This window comes from Pseudomonas sp. BS-2016 (genome assembly GCF_001806145.1).
In the GTDB taxonomy this organism is placed as follows: Bacteria; Pseudomonadota; Gammaproteobacteria; order Pseudomonadales; family Pseudomonadaceae; genus Aquipseudomonas; species Aquipseudomonas lundensis.
This window is the reverse complement of the sequence record NZ_MLCT01000013.1, coordinates 585,060-601,197: the sequence shown is the minus strand read 5'-3', so window position 1 is coordinate 601,197 and position 16,138 is coordinate 585,060. Positions and strand designations below refer to the sequence as shown.

The window sequence follows — 16,138 nt, the reverse complement described above, 5'->3', positions numbered from 1 at the left end:
AGGGGCAGCCTGACATGAACCTATTACAAGAAGACCAAACCACCGATCTTGAACAGATCATCGGCCTCAGCCGTCGGGGCTTCATCAGCGCGGGCGCCTTGTGCGGCGCGGCGATGTTTCTGGGCGGCAGCCTGCTGAGCCGCAGCGTGCTGGCCGACGGGGTGCGCGCAGCGTCCAGCCCGTTACTGGGCTTTAACAGCATCGACGCCGCCACCACCGACACCCTCACCCTGCCACCCGGCTACCGCGCCTCGGTGCTCATCAGCTGGGGCCAACCGCTGCACGCCGATGGCCCGGCTTTCATGCCCGACGGCAGCGGCACGGCGGCGCAACAGGAAGTGCAATTCGGCGATAACAACGACGGCATGAGCCTGTTTGCATTCCCCGACGACCCCGACCGCGCCCTGATGGCCATCAACAACGAATACACCAACTACCGCTACCTCTACCCCCACGGTGGACAGCCGACCTCGGCCGAAGACGCGCACAAGGCGCAGGCCAGTGAAGGCGTGTCGGTGATTGAAATTCAGCGCAAGGGCGACCGCTGGCAGTTTGTCCAAGGATCGCCCTTCAACCGGCGCATTCACGGCAATACGCCGATTCGCCTGAGCGGCCCCGCCGCTGGCCATGCGTTGCTGCGCACCCAGGCCGACAGCACCGGCACCCGGGCGCTGGGCACGTTTCAAAACTGCGCTAACGGTAAAACCCCGTGGGGCACGTACCTGACGTGCGAAGAAAACTTCACTGACTGCTTTGGCAGCACCGACCCGAATCAAACCTTTGATGCCGCGCAAAAGCGTTACGGCGTGGTCGCCGCCAGTAAAGACATCAACTGGCACCTGCACGACCCGCGTTTCGACCTGGCGCACACCCCCAACGAATTGAACCGTCACGGCTGGGTGGTGGAAATCGACCCGTTCGACCCGCAATCAACGCCGGTCAAACGCACGGCACTGGGCCGCTTCAAACACGAAAACGCCGCACTGACTGAAACCCGCGACGGCCATGCCGTGGTGTACATGGGCGACGACGAGCGCGGGGAGTTCATTTACAAGTTCATCAGCCGCGACAAGATCGACCACCAAACCCCCAAGGCCAACCGCGACCTGCTGGATCACGGCACCTTGTATGTCGCGCGCTTTGATAACGGCGACAGTCACCCCGACCGGCCCAAGGGCAAAGGCCAATGGATCGAACTGACCCACGGCAAAAACGGCATCAACGCGGGCAGCGGCTTCGCCAATCAGGCTGAAGTGCTGATCCACGCCCGCCTGGCCGCCAGCACGGTCGGCGCCACACGCATGGATCGCCCGGAGTGGATCGTCGTCAGCCCCAAGGACGGTCAGGTGTATTGCACCCTGACCAACAACGTTAAACGCGGTGAAGACGGTCAGCCCGTCGGCGGCCCCAACCCGCGCGAGAAAAATGTGTACGGGCAAATCCTGCGCTGGAGCGAGCAAGGCAATGACCCTGGCGCTGCCACGTTTGACTGGGACCTGTTCGTCGTCGCGGGCAACCCGGCCGTGCATCCCAAACAGCCCAAGGGCGGTTCGGCCAATATCACCCCGCAAAACATGTTCAACAGCCCGGACGGCATGGGCTTTGACGAGGCGGGAAGACTCTGGATTCTGACCGACGGCGACGTCAGCAACACCGGCGACTTTGCCGGCATGGGCAACAACCAGATGCTCTGCGCCGACCCCAACACGGGTGAAATCCGTCGCTTCATGGTCGGCCCGGTCGGTTGCGAAGTGACGGGGATCAGCTTTGCCCCGGATCAGAAAACCCTGTTCGTGGGCATCCAGCACCCGGGCGAAAACGGCGGTTCGACCTTCCCCGAGCACCTGCCTGGCGGCAAGCCGCGGTCCTCGGTAATGGCCATCAGCCGCGAAGACGGAGGAATTGTCGGCGCGTAAGGTCAACACCCGCAGGGCGATGGATATCTATCGCCCTCTGCTCAGCTGTCTGCGCTAACATGCGGGGCCGGACGCGGCAGCCTGCTGCGCGCAGGAGTCAGCATGTCTCATCCGTTTGCAACACTTACCCCAGATTTGGTGCTCGACGCCGTTGAAAGCATCGGTTTTCTCAGCGACGCCCGCGTGCTCGCGCTCAACAGCTATGAAAACCGCGTGTATCAAGTCGGCATCGAAGGCTCGGAACCGCTGATCGCCAAGTTCTACCGTCCACAGCGCTGGACCAACGCAGCCATTCTCGAAGAACACCGTTTCACCTTTGAACTGGCCGACTGCGACGTGCCGGTGGTCGCACCGTTGATTCACAACGGCGAAAGCCTGTTCGAACACGCCGGTTTCCGCTTCACCCTGTTCCCGCGCCGGGGTGGCCGTGCGCCGGAGCCGGGCAACCTCGATCAACTCTATCGCCTCGGCCAACTGCTCGGCCGTCTGCACGCGGTCGGCGCTACCAAGCCGTTCGAACACCGCGAGGCCCTGGGCGTAAAGAACTTTGGCCATGATTCCCTGACGACTTTGCTTGAAGGCAACTTCATACCCCGCAGTTTGCTCCCGGCCTACGAGTCTGTGGCACGCGATCTCCTCAAGCGCGTCGAAGATGTCTATGCCGCAACCCCGCACACCACGATCCGCATGCACGGCGATTGCCACCCCGGCAACATGATGTGCCGCGACGAGGTGTTCCACATTGTCGACCTGGACGACTGTCGCATGGGGCCTGCGGTGCAGGACCTGTGGATGATGCTCGCCGGGGATCGTCAGGAATGTTTGGGCCAGCTGTCGGAATTGATGGACGGCTACAGCGAGTTCCATGATTTCAACCCGCGTGAACTGGCCTTGATCGAGCCGCTGCGCGCCCTGCGCCTGATGCACTACAGCGCCTGGCTGGCAAGGCGCTGGGACGACCCGGCCTTCCCCCACAGCTTTCCGTGGTTTGGCACCGAACGTTACTGGGGCGACCAAGTGCTGGCGTTGCGCGAGCAACTGTCCGCGTTAAATGAAGAACCGCTGAAGCTGTTCTGAACGCCCTGACACCGCGTTGCTGAGGCCCGGGAGCACGTTTTCGCGGCCTCGGGCGTCGGCCGCAAAAATGCTGTCTGCCCCCGCCTTTCACACGACACCTTCGTAAAACCTGCTTACACTCTTGCCCTTCACAGTGTCTGACAGTTGTTCACGCAAGGATTCCGCATGCAAGCCGCCAACCCGCGCCACGGGTACATTCTGGGCCTGAGCGCCTACATCATCTGGGGCCTGTTCCCGATCTACTTCAAGCTGCTGGCCAGCGTCCCCGCCGCAGAAATCATCGTCAACCGCGTGCTCTGGTCTGCACTCTTCGGCTCGTTACTGTTGTTGGTGTGGAAACACCCCGGCTGGTGGCAAGAGTTACGCGACAACCCCAAACGCCTGGCGGTACTGACCGTAAGCGGCCTGCTGATTGCGGCCAACTGGCTGACCTACGTGTGGGCGGTCAACAACGACCGGATGCTCGAAGCCAGCCTCGGGTACTACATCAACCCGCTGGTCAATGTGCTGCTGGGCATGTTGCTGCTGGGCGAACGTCTGCGTCGCTTGCAGTGGGTCGCCGTCGGGCTGGCGGCGGTCGGCGTGGCGCAGCAAGTGTGGCAGGTGGGCAGCCTGCCCTGGGTGTCGCTGGCGTTGGCGCTGACGTTCGGCTTTTATGGACTGATCCGCAAACAGGCGCCGGTCAAGGCATTGCCCGGCCTGGTGGTTGAAACCTGGATTCTGGTGCCGATTGCCATTGGCTGGCTGCTGATGCACCCGGAGGCCAACAGCGCGCACGCCGAATTCTGGGCAAGCTCCGAAGCCTGGTTGCTGGTGGCCGCAGGCCCGGCAACGCTGATCCCGCTGGTGTGCTTCAACGCCGCCGCACGGCATTTGCCCTACACCACACTGGGTTTCATGCAGTACTTGGCGCCCACCATTGTGCTGATTCTGGCCGTCACGCTGTACGGCGAACACTTGTCTGAAAGCACACTGATCGCGTTCATGTTCATTTGGGCGGGGTTGCTGGTCTACAGCATCGATGCGTGGGTCAACCTGCGCCGTCGCGCCTGATCAAAAAACGTACACTTCAATGCAGGCCATACCCCCTGTGGCCTGCAACGATGTTTCCAACGGTTATCCACAGGCAGGTGCAGCGTTTCATGGGATAACCTTTGGCTTTACTCGTCTGTGCGTAACTTCAGTTCGACTAGCATCTCATCGGCGAGTTTTTCCAGCCGCTCTTGCAGCACCTCCAGCGACAGCGTCAGCGGCACGGCCAGAATGGCTTCGGCATGAAACAACGGCTCATTGCTCATGGGCGCGGGCCGCACCTCCGTCACCAGCCGCTCCAGGCTGACCTCATGATCGGTCAGCACCTTGGTGATATCGCGCACGATGCCAGGGCGGTCGTTGCCGACCAGGTCCATGGCAATGGGTTTCCAGGTGCAGGCTTGCTCAATCCCGCTTTCAGCCACCAGCACCCGAATGCCTTCGGTCTCCAGCCTTTTAAGCGCGTCCACCAACTCCTCGTAGGTTTCGGCTGACACCCCCACCCGCAAAATGCCAGCGAACTGTCCGGCCATGCGCGACATGCGACTCTCCAGCCAATTGCCGCCATGTTCGGCAATGCATTGGGCGATGCGCTCGACCTGACCGGGTTTGTCCGGGGCAAAAACCGTAATCACGAGATGGTTCATGGCGCCAGCACTCTGAAAAGGGGTCGACTGAGTATAGGCAACCGTGCGCCATCCGCCTGGCCGACTACAGTTGGCTGCGCAGCGGCTGTTTACACGGGCGGACCGCGAACGACAGTGGCGCGAACACAGCATTTGCACATTAAATTGTGTACTGTTTTTAGAATTATCTGGAACAACCTGTGTGTTTCTTGAGAACATCCTGTTCTTCTACATGACCAGACCCTTAAAAATGGTCGTGGAACGACGTGATTAGTCTGATTTTCACATCTGCAATTGATCATGTAGTATGCCTCGGCGAGCACTACATAATTCGTAACACGGTTCGCCAAAGCGTCTGCAATACCCCGTACAACCCCGCAAGCATGAGCCACGCGGTGTTTTGAGAAGCGCTCCAGGCTTTAAATAAAAATGAGTGAGGCAAGCAATGACTGAACACGTTCACGTCGGTGGCCTGCAGGTCGCCAAAGTCCTGTTCGACTTCGTAAACAACGAAGCTATCCCCGGTACCGGTCTGAATGCCGACCAGTTCTGGGCCGGTGCCGACAAGGTTATTCACGACCTGGCACCCAAGAACAAAGCACTGCTCGCCAAACGCGATGATTTGCAGGCGCGCATCGACGCCTGGCACCAGGCTCAGGCCGGCAAGGCCCATGACGCCGTGGCTTATAAAGCCTTCCTCCAAGACATTGGGTATCTGCAGCCAGAAGCCGCGGATTTCCAGGCAACGACGCAAAACGTCGATGACGAAATCGCTCGCATGGCCGGCCCGCAGTTGGTGGTGCCCGTGATGAATGCGCGCTTTGCCCTCAACGCGTCGAACGCCCGCTGGGGTTCACTGTATGACGCGCTGTACGGCACCGATGCCATCAGCGAAGCCGATGGCGCCGAAAAGGGCAAAGGCTACAACAAGGTACGTGGCGACAAGGTGATTGCCTTCGCCCGCGCCTTCCTCGACGAAGCCGCACCGCTGGCCAATGGCTCCCACGTGGACTCGCTGGGTTACGCGGTGGTCAATGGCGCACTGCGCGTGGCCCTCAAGGGCGGTGCCAGCAGCGGCCTGCGCGACGCGGCGCAACTGATTGGCTACCACGGCGAAGCCGCCGCACCGACCGCCGTGCTGCTCAAGCACAACGGCCTGCACTTTGAAATCCAGATCGACGCCTCAAGCCCCGTCGGCCAGACCGATGCCGCGGGCGTCAAAGACGTGCTGATGGAAGCCGCGCTGACCACCATCATGGACTGCGAAGACTCCGTGGCCGCCGTCGATGCCGACGACAAAGTGGTGATCTACCGCAACTGGCTGGGCCTGATGAAAGGCGACCTCAGCGAGCAAGTGTCCAAGGGCGGCCAGACCTTCACCCGCACCATGAACCCGGACCGCGAGTACACCGCCCCCAACGGCGGCACCGTGAACCTGCATGGCCGCTCGCTGTTGTTCGTGCGCAACGTGGGTCACTTGATGACCATCGACGCGATCCTCGACAAAGACGGCAACGAAGTGCCAGAAGGCATCCTCGACGGCCTGATCACCAGCCTCGCGGCGATCCACAGCCTCAACGGCAACACCTCGCGCAGCAACAGCCGCACCGGTTCGGTTTACATCGTGAAACCCAAAATGCACGGTGCCGAAGAAGCCGCGTTCACCAACGAGCTGTTCGGCCGTATCGAAGAAGTCCTGAACCTGCCGCGCAACACCCTCAAAGTCGGGATCATGGACGAGGAGCGCCGCACCACGGTCAACCTCAAGGCCTGCATCAAGGCTGCCAGCGAGCGCGTGGTGTTCATCAACACCGGCTTCCTGGACCGCACTGGCGACGAAATTCATACCTCGATGGAAGCCGGCCCGGTCGTGCGCAAGGCCGACATGAAAGCCGAGAAGTGGATCTCGGCCTACGAGAACAACAACGTCGATGTCGGCTTGAGCACAGGCCTGCAAGGCCGCGCCCAAATCGGTAAAGGCATGTGGGCCATGCCGGACCTGATGGCCGCCATGCTGGAACAGAAAATCGCTCACCCGCTGGCAGGCGCCAACACCGCCTGGGTGCCGTCGCCCACGGCCGCGGCCCTGCACGCGCTGCACTATCACAAGGTCGACGTGTTCGCCCGCCAGGCCGAACTGGCCAAGCGCGCCAAAGCGTCGGTGGACGACATTCTGACCATCCCGCTGGCCGTGAACCCGCAGTGGACGCCCGAGCAGATCCAGAACGAACTGGACAACAACTCGCAGGGCATCCTGGGTTACGTGGTGCGCTGGATCGACCAGGGCGTGGGGTGTTCGAAGGTGCCGGACATCAATGACATCGGCCTGATGGAAGACCGCGCCACGCTGCGTATTTCAAGCCAGCACATCGCCAACTGGCTGCGTCATGGCATTGTCAACGAAGCGCAAGTGATGGCCAGCCTCAAGCGCATGGCGCCGGTGGTTGACCGTCAGAACGCCAACGACCCGCTGTACCGCCCGCTGGCCCCGGACTTCGACAGCAACATCGCCTTCCAGGCGGCGGTCGAACTGGTGATCGAAGGCACTAAACAGCCGAACGGTTACACCGAGCCGGTGCTGCACCGTCGCCGTCGCGAGTTCAAGGCCAAACAGGGTCTGTGAGTCAGCGTTAACGGCGCGTCATCAAAAACCCCGGCCACGTGCCGGGGTTTTTGTGGGCGTTCATTCGATGCGCAACTCGCGCTTGATCAGTTTGAGCAACTGATCGGTATCAATGGGTTTGAGCAGAAAATCCACCACGCTCAAATGCATCGCGGCGATGGTGTCGCGCACCTCGGCGTCGCCCGACATGATGATCACCGGCAAATTGGCCCATTGCGAACTGCGCACCTTGCGAATCAGGTGCAAACCGTCGCGCTCGGGCATGCGTAAATCGGTGAGGATCAAGCCAATGGTTTTTTCCGTCATCAACGCGCGAATGGCTTGTCGGGCACTGGCCGCCTTGATGGAGGGGATGCCATGCATCTGCAGCAATTCACTGAGCAGATCGCGTGCAAACTGATCGTCTTCGACAATCAATACACACTGCACAGGCTGTACCGGAGCAGGCGCTTTCATCACCTCACTCAGGGCCTCCCGCTCGGCGTCACTCAAGATGTCGTGTTCGGTCATACGGTTCTCAAACGGCGTGGTTGAGTCAAATATCCCACCGGTGCAGTCAGCTTTCCCTAAGCTCTACGCCCAATGTGCACTCGCAAAGCTGCATTTCCAAGTCTTGCAACACAATAAACGGACCTGTTTTCTGTGAGGTGATTCAAAAATATCAATAGGCCATTACCCCTGTAAGGCCTGCCATAGACTTACGTCCAATGGGCACGTGGGCGCAGACAACCGAGCATGAAGCGCATCAAGACGACAGGGGGCACGACCCCGCCATAACAACAACGGTCAGACATGCGGTAACGGTCAATGAGTAAATCGGATGCGTTTCTCCAGGCAGGAAAAACCGCGGTGTTGCAGAACATTCACGGCACCATGCAGTTTTTGCAGCGATTCCCGCCCTTCAACCAAATGGAAAACACTCACCTGGCGTTTCTGGTCGAGCAGTGCCAACTGCGCTTCTATGGCCCCGGTGAAAGCATCATTCGACCCGCCGATGGCCCGGTCGAACACTTCTACATCGTCAAGCAGGGCCGCGTGGTGGGCGAACGTACCCATGTGGGGCGTCAGGAGGCCGAGACCACGTTTGAAATCACGGCCGGCGAGTGTTTCCCCCTCGCCGCGTTGCTGGGCGAGCGCGCCACGCGCACCGAACATCGCGCGGCCGAAGACACGTTTTGTCTTCAATTAAACAAGCCTGCGTTTATCAAGTTATTCGCCCTGTCCGAAGAGTTCCGCGACTTCGCCCTGCGCGGGGTCAGCAGCCTGCTCGACAAGGTCAATCAGCAAGTTCAGCAAAAGGCCGTCGAAACCCTCGGCACGCAATACTCGCTCAACACCCGCCTGGGCGAACTGGCCATGCGCCATCCGGTGACCTGCCTGCCCGGCACGGCCCTGCGCGAAGCCGTGCGGCTGATGCACGAACAACAGGTGGGCAGCATCGTGGTGGTGGACGAGGACAAAGCGCCGCTGGGGATTTTCACCCTGCGCGATTTGCGCCAAGTGGTGGCCGACGGCACGCAGGATTTTGAGCAAGCCATCGAACAGCACATGACGCCCGGCCCGTTCTACTTGTCCCCCGACCACAGCGCGTTCGATGCCGCCATCGCCATGACCGAACGCCACATTGCCCACGTGTGCCTGGTCAAGGAACACCGTTTGTGCGGCGTGGTGTCCGAACGCGACCTGTTCTCCCTGCAACGGGTCGACCTGGTGCACCTGGCGCGCACCATTCGCCATGCCCCGCGACTGGACAACCTGATCAACCTGCGCGGCGAAATCGGTCAACTGGTGGAGCGCATGCTGGCCCACGGTGCGTCATCGACCCAAATCACCCACATCATCACCCTGCTCAACGACCACACCGTGTGCCGCGTCATCGAGCTGGTGCTGGCCGAAAAAGGCGACCCCGGCGTGCCGTTTACCTGGCTGTGCTTCGGCAGCGAAGGGCGACGGGAGCAGACACTGCACACCGATCAGGACAACGGCATCCTGTTCGAAGCGGCCGATGCGGCGCAGGCGGCCGAGATACGTCAGCGCTTGCTGCCCATCGCCCAGCTCATCAACACGCACCTGGCGGCCTGCGGTTTTACCCTGTGCAAAGGCAACATCATGGCCGGCAACCCCGACCTGTGTTTATCCCGAGCCGAATGGGCGCGCCGCTTCGCCGCGTTTATCCGCGAAGCCACGCCCGAAAACCTGCTGGCATCGAGCATCTATTTCGACCTGCGCGTGGTGTGGGGCGACGAAAGCGGCTGCCGGCAACTGCGGCGCGGCATCCTTGAACAGGTGGCTGATAATCGCCTGTTCCAGCGCATGATGGCCGACAACGCCTTGCGCCATCGCCCGCCCGTGGGGCGCTTCCGCGAATTTGTGCTGGAGCGCAAAGGCAGCGACAAAGCCACCCTCGACCTTAAAGTGCAAGGTCTGACGCCTTTTGTGGACGGTGCCCGACTACTGGCGCTGGCCCATGGCGTCGAGGCCATTAATACGCTGGAGCGTTTGCGCCAGCTGGTGACGCTCGGCGTGATCGAAACGCTGGACGGCGCGGCCTACGAAGAGGCGTATCACTTCATTCAGCAAACGCGCATGCAACAGCACCAATTGCAAACGCGGGAAAACCGCCCGTACTCCAACCGGGTCGACCCGGACAACCTCAACCAGCTTGACCGACGCATCCTGCGCGAAGCGCTGCGTCAGGCCCAGCGTCTGCAAAGCAGTCTGGCGCTGCGGTATCAGCTATGAGCCTGTTTTCCTGGTTGCTGCCACGCAAGACCCCGGTCTTGAGCCTTGACCAGCAACAGCGCCTGCTGCAACTGCCGCCCGCGCCGGGGCTGGGTGAGGCGTCCTTGCGCAGCCAGCGTTGGGTGGTGGTGGATCTGGAGACCAGCGGGCTGAACCTCAATCGCGACCAAGTGCTGTCGATTGGCGCCATGGTGATTGAGGATGGCGCAATTGATCTGGGCCAAGCGTTTGAGCGCACCTTGCTGCGCACCCACAACCCGCTGAACCCCAGCGTGTTACTGCATGGCCTGGGCCCCGAAGCGATTGCCGCCGGGTGCGACCCCGCTGATGCCCTGCTCGACTTCATGACGTTTGTGGGCGACAGCCCGCTGCTGGCGTTCCATGCCCCGTTTGACCAGCACATGCTGGGGCGGGCCTTGAAAGACAGCCTGGGGTATCGCTTACAGCACCCGTTCATGGACGTGGCGGCCCTGGCGCCCCTGTTGTGCCCGCACGCCGACGTGCGGGATGCGGGGCTGGACCACTGGGTTCGGCACTTCAACTTGCAGGTTGAAGACCGTCATAACGCCAGTGCCGATGCACTGGCCACCGCCGAACTGGCGCTGATCCTGTTCAGCCGCGCCCGCGCTCAACACCTCGACAGCCCCTTGGCCCTGCAACAGCGGCTCAATCAGTGGCAGCGGCGCAAGCAGATGCACAGCTTCTAACCCCCCTGCCCAAGCCTGATGTCGGGGGCGCTTGCACTGACGCCGCCTCTCTTCTTTCCCGTTGCGCGAAGGTCAGCGTGAGGGCGTTCATCCGATGAGCGTCAATTGCGCATGGCTTTTGGCTCTGACACAATCGCGAATAATTATCGTTAGTTAAAACTTGCATTCGGTGATGCCTTTGTCGTCAGTCCAAAATCCCCACAGTGAGCTGGTTGGATCGCTTTATCGCGACCATCGCAGCTGGCTGCTGGCGTGGTTGCGGCGCAATGTCGCCTGCCCGCAGCGGGCTGAAGACTTGAGCCAGGACACCTTTGTGCGCCTGCTGGGCCGACCCCAATTGCAAGCCCCCCGCGAACCGCGCGCCTTTTTGGCGGCCATCGCCAAAGGCCTGCTGTTCGATTACTTCCGGCGCGCCGCACTGGAACAGGCCTACCTCAACGAATTGATGCTGATTCCCGAAGCCGAGCAGCCTTCGCCTGAAGAACAGCAATTGATCCTCGAAGACCTCAAGGCCATTGATCGCTTGCTGGGCAAGCTGTCGAGCAAGTCCCGCGCGGCCTTCTTGTACAGCCGCCTCGACGGCCTGACCCACGCCGACATCGCTGAGCGCCTGGGCGTATCGGTGCCCAGGGTGCGCCAGTACCTGGCCCAAGGCATTCGCCAGTGCTACATCGCGCTGTATGGCGAACCGACATGAGCCAGGCCAACAGCAAACCGGTGTCCGCTCGCGTGCTCGACGCCGCCATTGCCTGGCAGTTATGCCTGGACTGCGGCAACGGCAGTGAGGTTGAACAGGCCGAATTCGCCAAGTGGTACGCCGCCAGTGAAGAACACGCCCGCGCATGGCTGCAGTTGGGCATGCTCGACCACCGTTTCAGCACCGCCAGCGTCCCGGCGCGCAATGCCTTGCTCAAGGCCCGTGACAGCGCCCACCACCGGATGCGCAAAATCGGCAGCGGGCTGGCCAGCCTTGCGCTGGTGGTCGGGTTGACCTTACTGGTGGGCAAAAACCACCTGCCGATTGATTATTGGATGGCCGATCAACGCACCGCCACGGGCGAGCAACGCGTGGTCACACTCGCCGACGGCACCCGGCTCAACCTCAACACCCACAGCGCGGTGGACGTGCGGTTTGACGAAACCACGCGCCTGATCGTGCTGTACGAGGGTGAAATCATGGTGCAAACCGGCCACAACGACGCCCGCCCGTTTATCGTCAAAACCCGCGACGGCAGCCTGCGCGCCCTGGGCACCCGGTTTATGGTCAAGCGCGAAGACGACGGCACCCGCCTCAGCGTCCTGCAATCGCGAGTGGCTGCGCACCCCGAACACACCGCCGACGAAACTGTCTACGCCGAAGGCCAGCAAGTGGTGATGCACCGCGACGGTCTGGGCCAGCGGCTGGCGCTCAACCCCGGCGCAGACGCCTGGACCCGCGGCATGCTGGTGCTCGACAACGTGCGCCTGAGTGACATGGTCAGCGAGCTCAACCGCTACCGGCGCGGCCACCTGGGGGTTGACCCGGACGTCGCTGACCTGCGCATCACCGGCAGCTTCCCGTTGAACAACATTGAACTGGCACTCAACGCACTGCTGCCGACCCTGCCGGTGCAAATCACCCAACGCACCCCGTGGTGGGTCACGGTCAGCGGCAAACCGGAAGCCCGGTGATCGGGTAACGGCTACCGGCTATCGCCCCAAGGCCACGCGTTAGAGCAGGTTTCGCCTCTGCGGCTAAGCTCGTGCGCGCTGTGTATTCGCAGCGCTAACGCTCAATAGCCGAGGAAGGATCCATGCCGCTATTACCTGAAATCAGCAGTCGACCCATCGTCTTTTTGTACCCTGGCCAAGGCGGGAGCCCACAAGGGAGCTTGCAAGCGTTATATGGCCTGAGTGAGGACATCCGACACACCATCGACGACGTGCTGACAGCCGTCGACAGCGTGGTCGAAGAACGCCAGCAACAGGGCCACGCCCTTGCTCCCGGCATGGTGCGCACGCTGTTGCTCACCCCGGACACCGGCACGACGCTGCCTTACGGGCTCAAGCAACTGGGCCTCTACACCAGCGCAGTGGCCGTGAGCCAGGTGTTGCGCCGCGCAGGGATTGAACCGGATGCCGCGCTCGGGGAGAGCTTCGGTGAAATCGCCGCCCGCGAATGTGCAGGCAACATAACGGTCATCAATGGCGCCCGAACGGCGTGTGCGTTGAACGACGCGTACCGCGCGGTGCTGGATCAAGGCGACATGCTGCTGGTCAGCGCCAGCGAAGAGCAGACCCGCGCCGTGCTGCGTGAAATCAACCACCCGCAGCTGATGCTCGCCACCGTCAACTCACCGACCCACACCGTGGTCAGCGGCCCCCATGACGCGTTGCAAGCCATGATCGACGCCACCCCGGCGGGCGGGCCGCCCCCGCGCGAACTCAACATCGGCTATGCCGCCCACCATCCGCAGCACATAGCCATCAAACAGGCTGCGTTGCGCACCATGCCCGGCATTCCCCAAGTGCCGCTCAAACTCGCGCTCTACTCCACCGTGCAACAACGGGCCTACACCCCGCAGGATGACTTGGTCGAAGGGATGACCGACAACACGATCAAACCCTGCCACCTGCCCAACACCCTGAGCGTCCTGAGCCGTGCCATCCACAATCCGTTATTCATCGATTTGGGCGGCAACGGCTACATGGCTCGCTGCGTCAGCAAAATCCTGCCCGGTGCGCGGACCTATGCGCCTCTGACCCAAAACGCCCTTGACCTGCGGGCCGACCTCGCGCTTAAACCATAGGCACATCCGCTGGCGCAGGTGCTGTACTGCCTGCGCCAGCGTTTGCGGCTGCGCACGACCCCCCTGCACATTTATTTCGCTTAGCCCTATCACTTTTCCAGACTCGTTCGGCATACAGGCATTGAGAAACATTTCCATTCAGGAATCTGCCGAATGTCCCGTACCCTCGACACGTTGTTGCGCCCCAGCCTGCTAGCCGTCGCCATTGCGTTCAGCGTCCCGTTGACCAGCAGCGTGCTGATGGCCGCCGAACACAGCACAACCGCCCGCAGCTATAACCTGCCCGCCGGCCCACTGGCCTCGACCCTGAACCAGATCGCCAGTCAGGCGGGGATCACGCTGGCCATCGACTCGTCCTTACTGGCAGGCAAAACCTCGGCGCCGGTCAACGGCCAGTTCGAGCCGACCACCGCACTGCGCGAGGCGTTACAAGGCAGCGGTTTGCAGTTGCAACAAAGTGGCAGCGGCACCTACACCCTGCTGCCCATCGAAACAGGCACCCTGACGCTGGGTGATGTGAACATCAACGCCACCGCCGCGGCCGAAGGCTCCGAGGCCGCGGGCTATGTCAGTGAAAACGTCAACAATGTCGGCGCGCTGGGCGGGATGAAATTGCAAGACGCGCCCTACTCGATGAGCGTGACCTCACAGGCCTTTCTGAAAAACACGCAGGCCACCTCACTGGATGACGTGTTTAAACGTAACCCCTTCACCCAGGTGTTTTCCCCCACGGGCGCGGGATACGCCAGCGCGGTGAACATTCGGGGGTTTAGCGCACCGGGCAACTTGAGCATTGCCAACGACGGCCTGCGGTTTTCGACCCTGGCCGACGCCGGTAACTTCCTCGAAGAAACCGAACAACTGGAAGTCGTCACCGGCCTCACCGGGTTTCTGTATGGGCCTGCGTCACCCGGCGGTCTGGTCAACTACGTGCTCAAGCGCCCCACCTACCAGACGTACCGCAGCGTGACGCTGGGCAATGCGGGCGGTGATAACTATTACCTGCACGGCGATTTTGGCGGCAAGCTCGACGACGAAGGCCAGTTTGCCTATCGCTTGAACCTGCTCACTCAAGATGGCGAAACCGCCATCGATATGCAGAAACGCCGCCGCGAACTGATCAGCCTGGCGGTCGACTGGAACGTCAGCGACGACCTGCAAATCCAGTTCGACGCCTCGCACAAAAAAAACCAAGTGCGCGGGTTGACCAGTTATTGGTACTTCAGCGACCAGGCGCTGCGCCCTCGGGCTTCAGTGCTGGATAACGACAAACTGTACAGCCAGCGCTGGTCGTTCTCGGACAACGAAACCGACAAGGGCGGCGTTCGCGCCAAATGGCGCTTGAACGACACCTTCACCCTGCGAGCCGCCTTCGCCGCGCAAACATTCACCGAAGAAAACACCTACACCGGGCCGACCGTGTCCAGCGCCGGTGTTTACACCCAGCCGTTGTACGCATTCGCGCCCATCGAGCATCAGGAAAACTCCGGGTATCTGTTCCTCGACGCCGCCTTCAACACGGGCGCTATCGGCCACCAGATGACCCTCGGTTATCAGGGCAACAACTCGCGCGTGCGCATGTACGAGGATCACATTCCCACCAACGGCGCGCAGTACGGCGATGTCGGCGGCGGGCCTTTGCCGTTTGGCACCTCCCTGCAAGTGGGCAAACCGGCTTACTCCATCGGGCATGGCAACCAGCGGTTGGCAAACACCTCCGAGACCAACAATGTCCTGATCGGCGACATCATCACCTTCAACGATCAATGGTCGAGCATCCTGGGGGTCACCCGCACCCAGATCAAGTCCTACGCCAATGACTTCGTGTACTCCGCCACGGACAAGAAAACCCGTTACGACGCCACTAAAACTTCCCCCAGTGTGTCGTTGATCTACAAGCCCGTGCCCTGGCTGACCACTTACGCCACGTACATCGAAGGGTTGCAGGCGGGCGGCACGGCGCCGTACAACGCCGTCAACGTGGGCGAAATTTTCGCGCCGCAAGTCAGCAAACAATACGAAGTGGGCGCCAAAGCGACCGTGGGCGAAACCTTGCTCACCCTTGCGCTGTTCAACATTGAAAAGCCCAACGGTTTTCTGAATGAGTCGATGGTCTACAGCGAAAGCGGCAAACAGGTGAACAACGGCCTGGAGTTCAGCGTGACGGGTAAGGTCACGCCCGAACTGACCGTGGTCGGCGGCTTCACCCTGCTGGACCCGAAAATCAAAGACGCCAACGTCAAGGCCAACGACGGCAATGCCCCGGTCGATGTGGCCAAACAACTGGCCAAGGTCTACGCCGAATACGACATCAACGCGGTGCCCGGCCTGGCGCTGACCGGCGGTGCGTTCTACACCGGCAAGCAATACACCGACGAAGCCAATGACTACCAATTGCCCTCGTTCACCACGTTTGACGCCGGTGCGCGCTACCGCATGAAGGTGTCGCAGAACGACCTGACCTTGCGCATGAACGTCAGCAACCTGGCCAACAAAGACTACTGGCTCAACAGCCACTACCTGGGTGATCCGCGTACTGTACAGTTCTCGGCGCAGTTGGAGTTCTAATCACCCCGCCCGCCCTCACCGGGCTGAAGTCTCGATAAACGGGCTGCCCGGCGCCCCC

General features: G+C 61.4%; 12 protein-coding genes. 10 read left to right on the top strand and 2 right to left on the bottom strand.

What is annotated here, in order from left to right:
• The first annotated feature begins 14 nt into the window (after positions 1-14).
• The 3 genes from BKD70_RS04810 to rarD all read left to right on the top strand — a co-directional run bounded on the left by BKD70_RS04810 (position 15) and on the right by rarD (position 4,046).
• The gene (locus BKD70_RS04810; protein ID WP_047278084.1) at positions 15-1,916 is read left to right on the top strand and encodes a PhoX family phosphatase; all 1,902 of its coding nucleotides are present in this window, start codon (positions 15-17) and stop codon (positions 1,914-1,916) included.
• Between the two features lie 102 nt (positions 1,917-2,018).
• A complete protein-coding gene (locus tag BKD70_RS04805) occupies positions 2,019-2,993 on the top strand; it encodes a serine/threonine protein kinase (RefSeq protein WP_047278086.1) in 975 nt (324 codons plus the stop codon).
• Between the two features lie 165 nt (positions 2,994-3,158).
• Positions 3,159-4,046: an EamA family transporter RarD gene (gene rarD / locus BKD70_RS04800; protein ID WP_047278088.1), complete on the top strand. Its 888-nt coding sequence runs from the start codon at positions 3,159-3,161 to the stop codon at positions 4,044-4,046.
• A 107-nt stretch (positions 4,047-4,153) separates the two neighbouring features.
• Here the strand turns inward: rarD and BKD70_RS04795 are convergent, their stop codons facing one another.
• Positions 4,154-4,672: a glycine cleavage system protein R gene (locus BKD70_RS04795; protein WP_047278090.1), complete on the bottom strand. Its 519-nt coding sequence runs from the start codon at positions 4,670-4,672 to the stop codon at positions 4,154-4,156.
• Between the two features lie 424 nt (positions 4,673-5,096).
• Between BKD70_RS04795 and BKD70_RS04790 the strand changes: the two genes are divergently transcribed.
• Positions 5,097-7,274, top strand: coding sequence for a malate synthase G (locus BKD70_RS04790; protein ID WP_047278092.1), 2,178 nt, complete (start codon positions 5,097-5,099; stop codon positions 7,272-7,274).
• A 60-nt stretch (positions 7,275-7,334) separates the two neighbouring features.
• Here BKD70_RS04790 and BKD70_RS04785 read toward each other — a convergent pair whose 3' ends face one another.
• Positions 7,335-7,784 carry a response regulator gene (locus tag BKD70_RS04785; protein WP_047278095.1) on the bottom strand — a complete coding sequence of 150 codons (450 nt, stop codon included), beginning with the start codon at positions 7,782-7,784 and terminating at the stop codon, positions 7,335-7,337.
• A gap of 297 nt (positions 7,785-8,081) precedes the next feature.
• Between BKD70_RS04785 and BKD70_RS04780 the strand changes: the two genes are divergently transcribed.
• From BKD70_RS04780 to BKD70_RS04755, 6 genes are all read left to right on the top strand, one after another.
• Entirely contained in the window at positions 8,082-10,016 is a 1,935-nt protein-coding gene (locus BKD70_RS04780; protein WP_047278097.1) for a putative nucleotidyltransferase substrate binding domain-containing protein, read from the top strand.
• A complete protein-coding gene (locus tag BKD70_RS04775) occupies positions 10,013-10,723 on the top strand; it encodes a PolC-type DNA polymerase III (protein ID WP_047278098.1) in 711 nt (236 codons plus the stop codon). Before BKD70_RS04780 ends, BKD70_RS04775 begins: the two co-directional genes overlap by 4 nt.
• A gap of 172 nt (positions 10,724-10,895) precedes the next feature.
• Positions 10,896-11,420: an RNA polymerase sigma factor gene (locus tag BKD70_RS04770; RefSeq protein WP_162493712.1), complete on the top strand. Its 525-nt coding sequence runs from the start codon at positions 10,896-10,898 to the stop codon at positions 11,418-11,420.
• Positions 11,417-12,394, top strand: a complete 978-nt coding sequence (locus BKD70_RS04765; RefSeq protein ID WP_047278100.1) for a FecR family protein — start codon at positions 11,417-11,419, stop codon at positions 12,392-12,394. Before BKD70_RS04770 ends, BKD70_RS04765 begins: the two co-directional genes overlap by 4 nt.
• A gap of 122 nt (positions 12,395-12,516) precedes the next feature.
• Positions 12,517-13,512, top strand: a complete 996-nt coding sequence (locus tag BKD70_RS04760) for an acyltransferase domain-containing protein (protein ID WP_047278102.1) — start codon at positions 12,517-12,519, stop codon at positions 13,510-13,512.
• A 153-nt stretch (positions 13,513-13,665) separates the two neighbouring features.
• The gene (locus BKD70_RS04755) at positions 13,666-16,080 is read left to right on the top strand and encodes a TonB-dependent receptor (RefSeq protein ID WP_047278103.1); all 2,415 of its coding nucleotides are present in this window, start codon (positions 13,666-13,668) and stop codon (positions 16,078-16,080) included.
• The last annotated feature ends 58 nt before the right edge of the window (positions 16,081-16,138 follow it).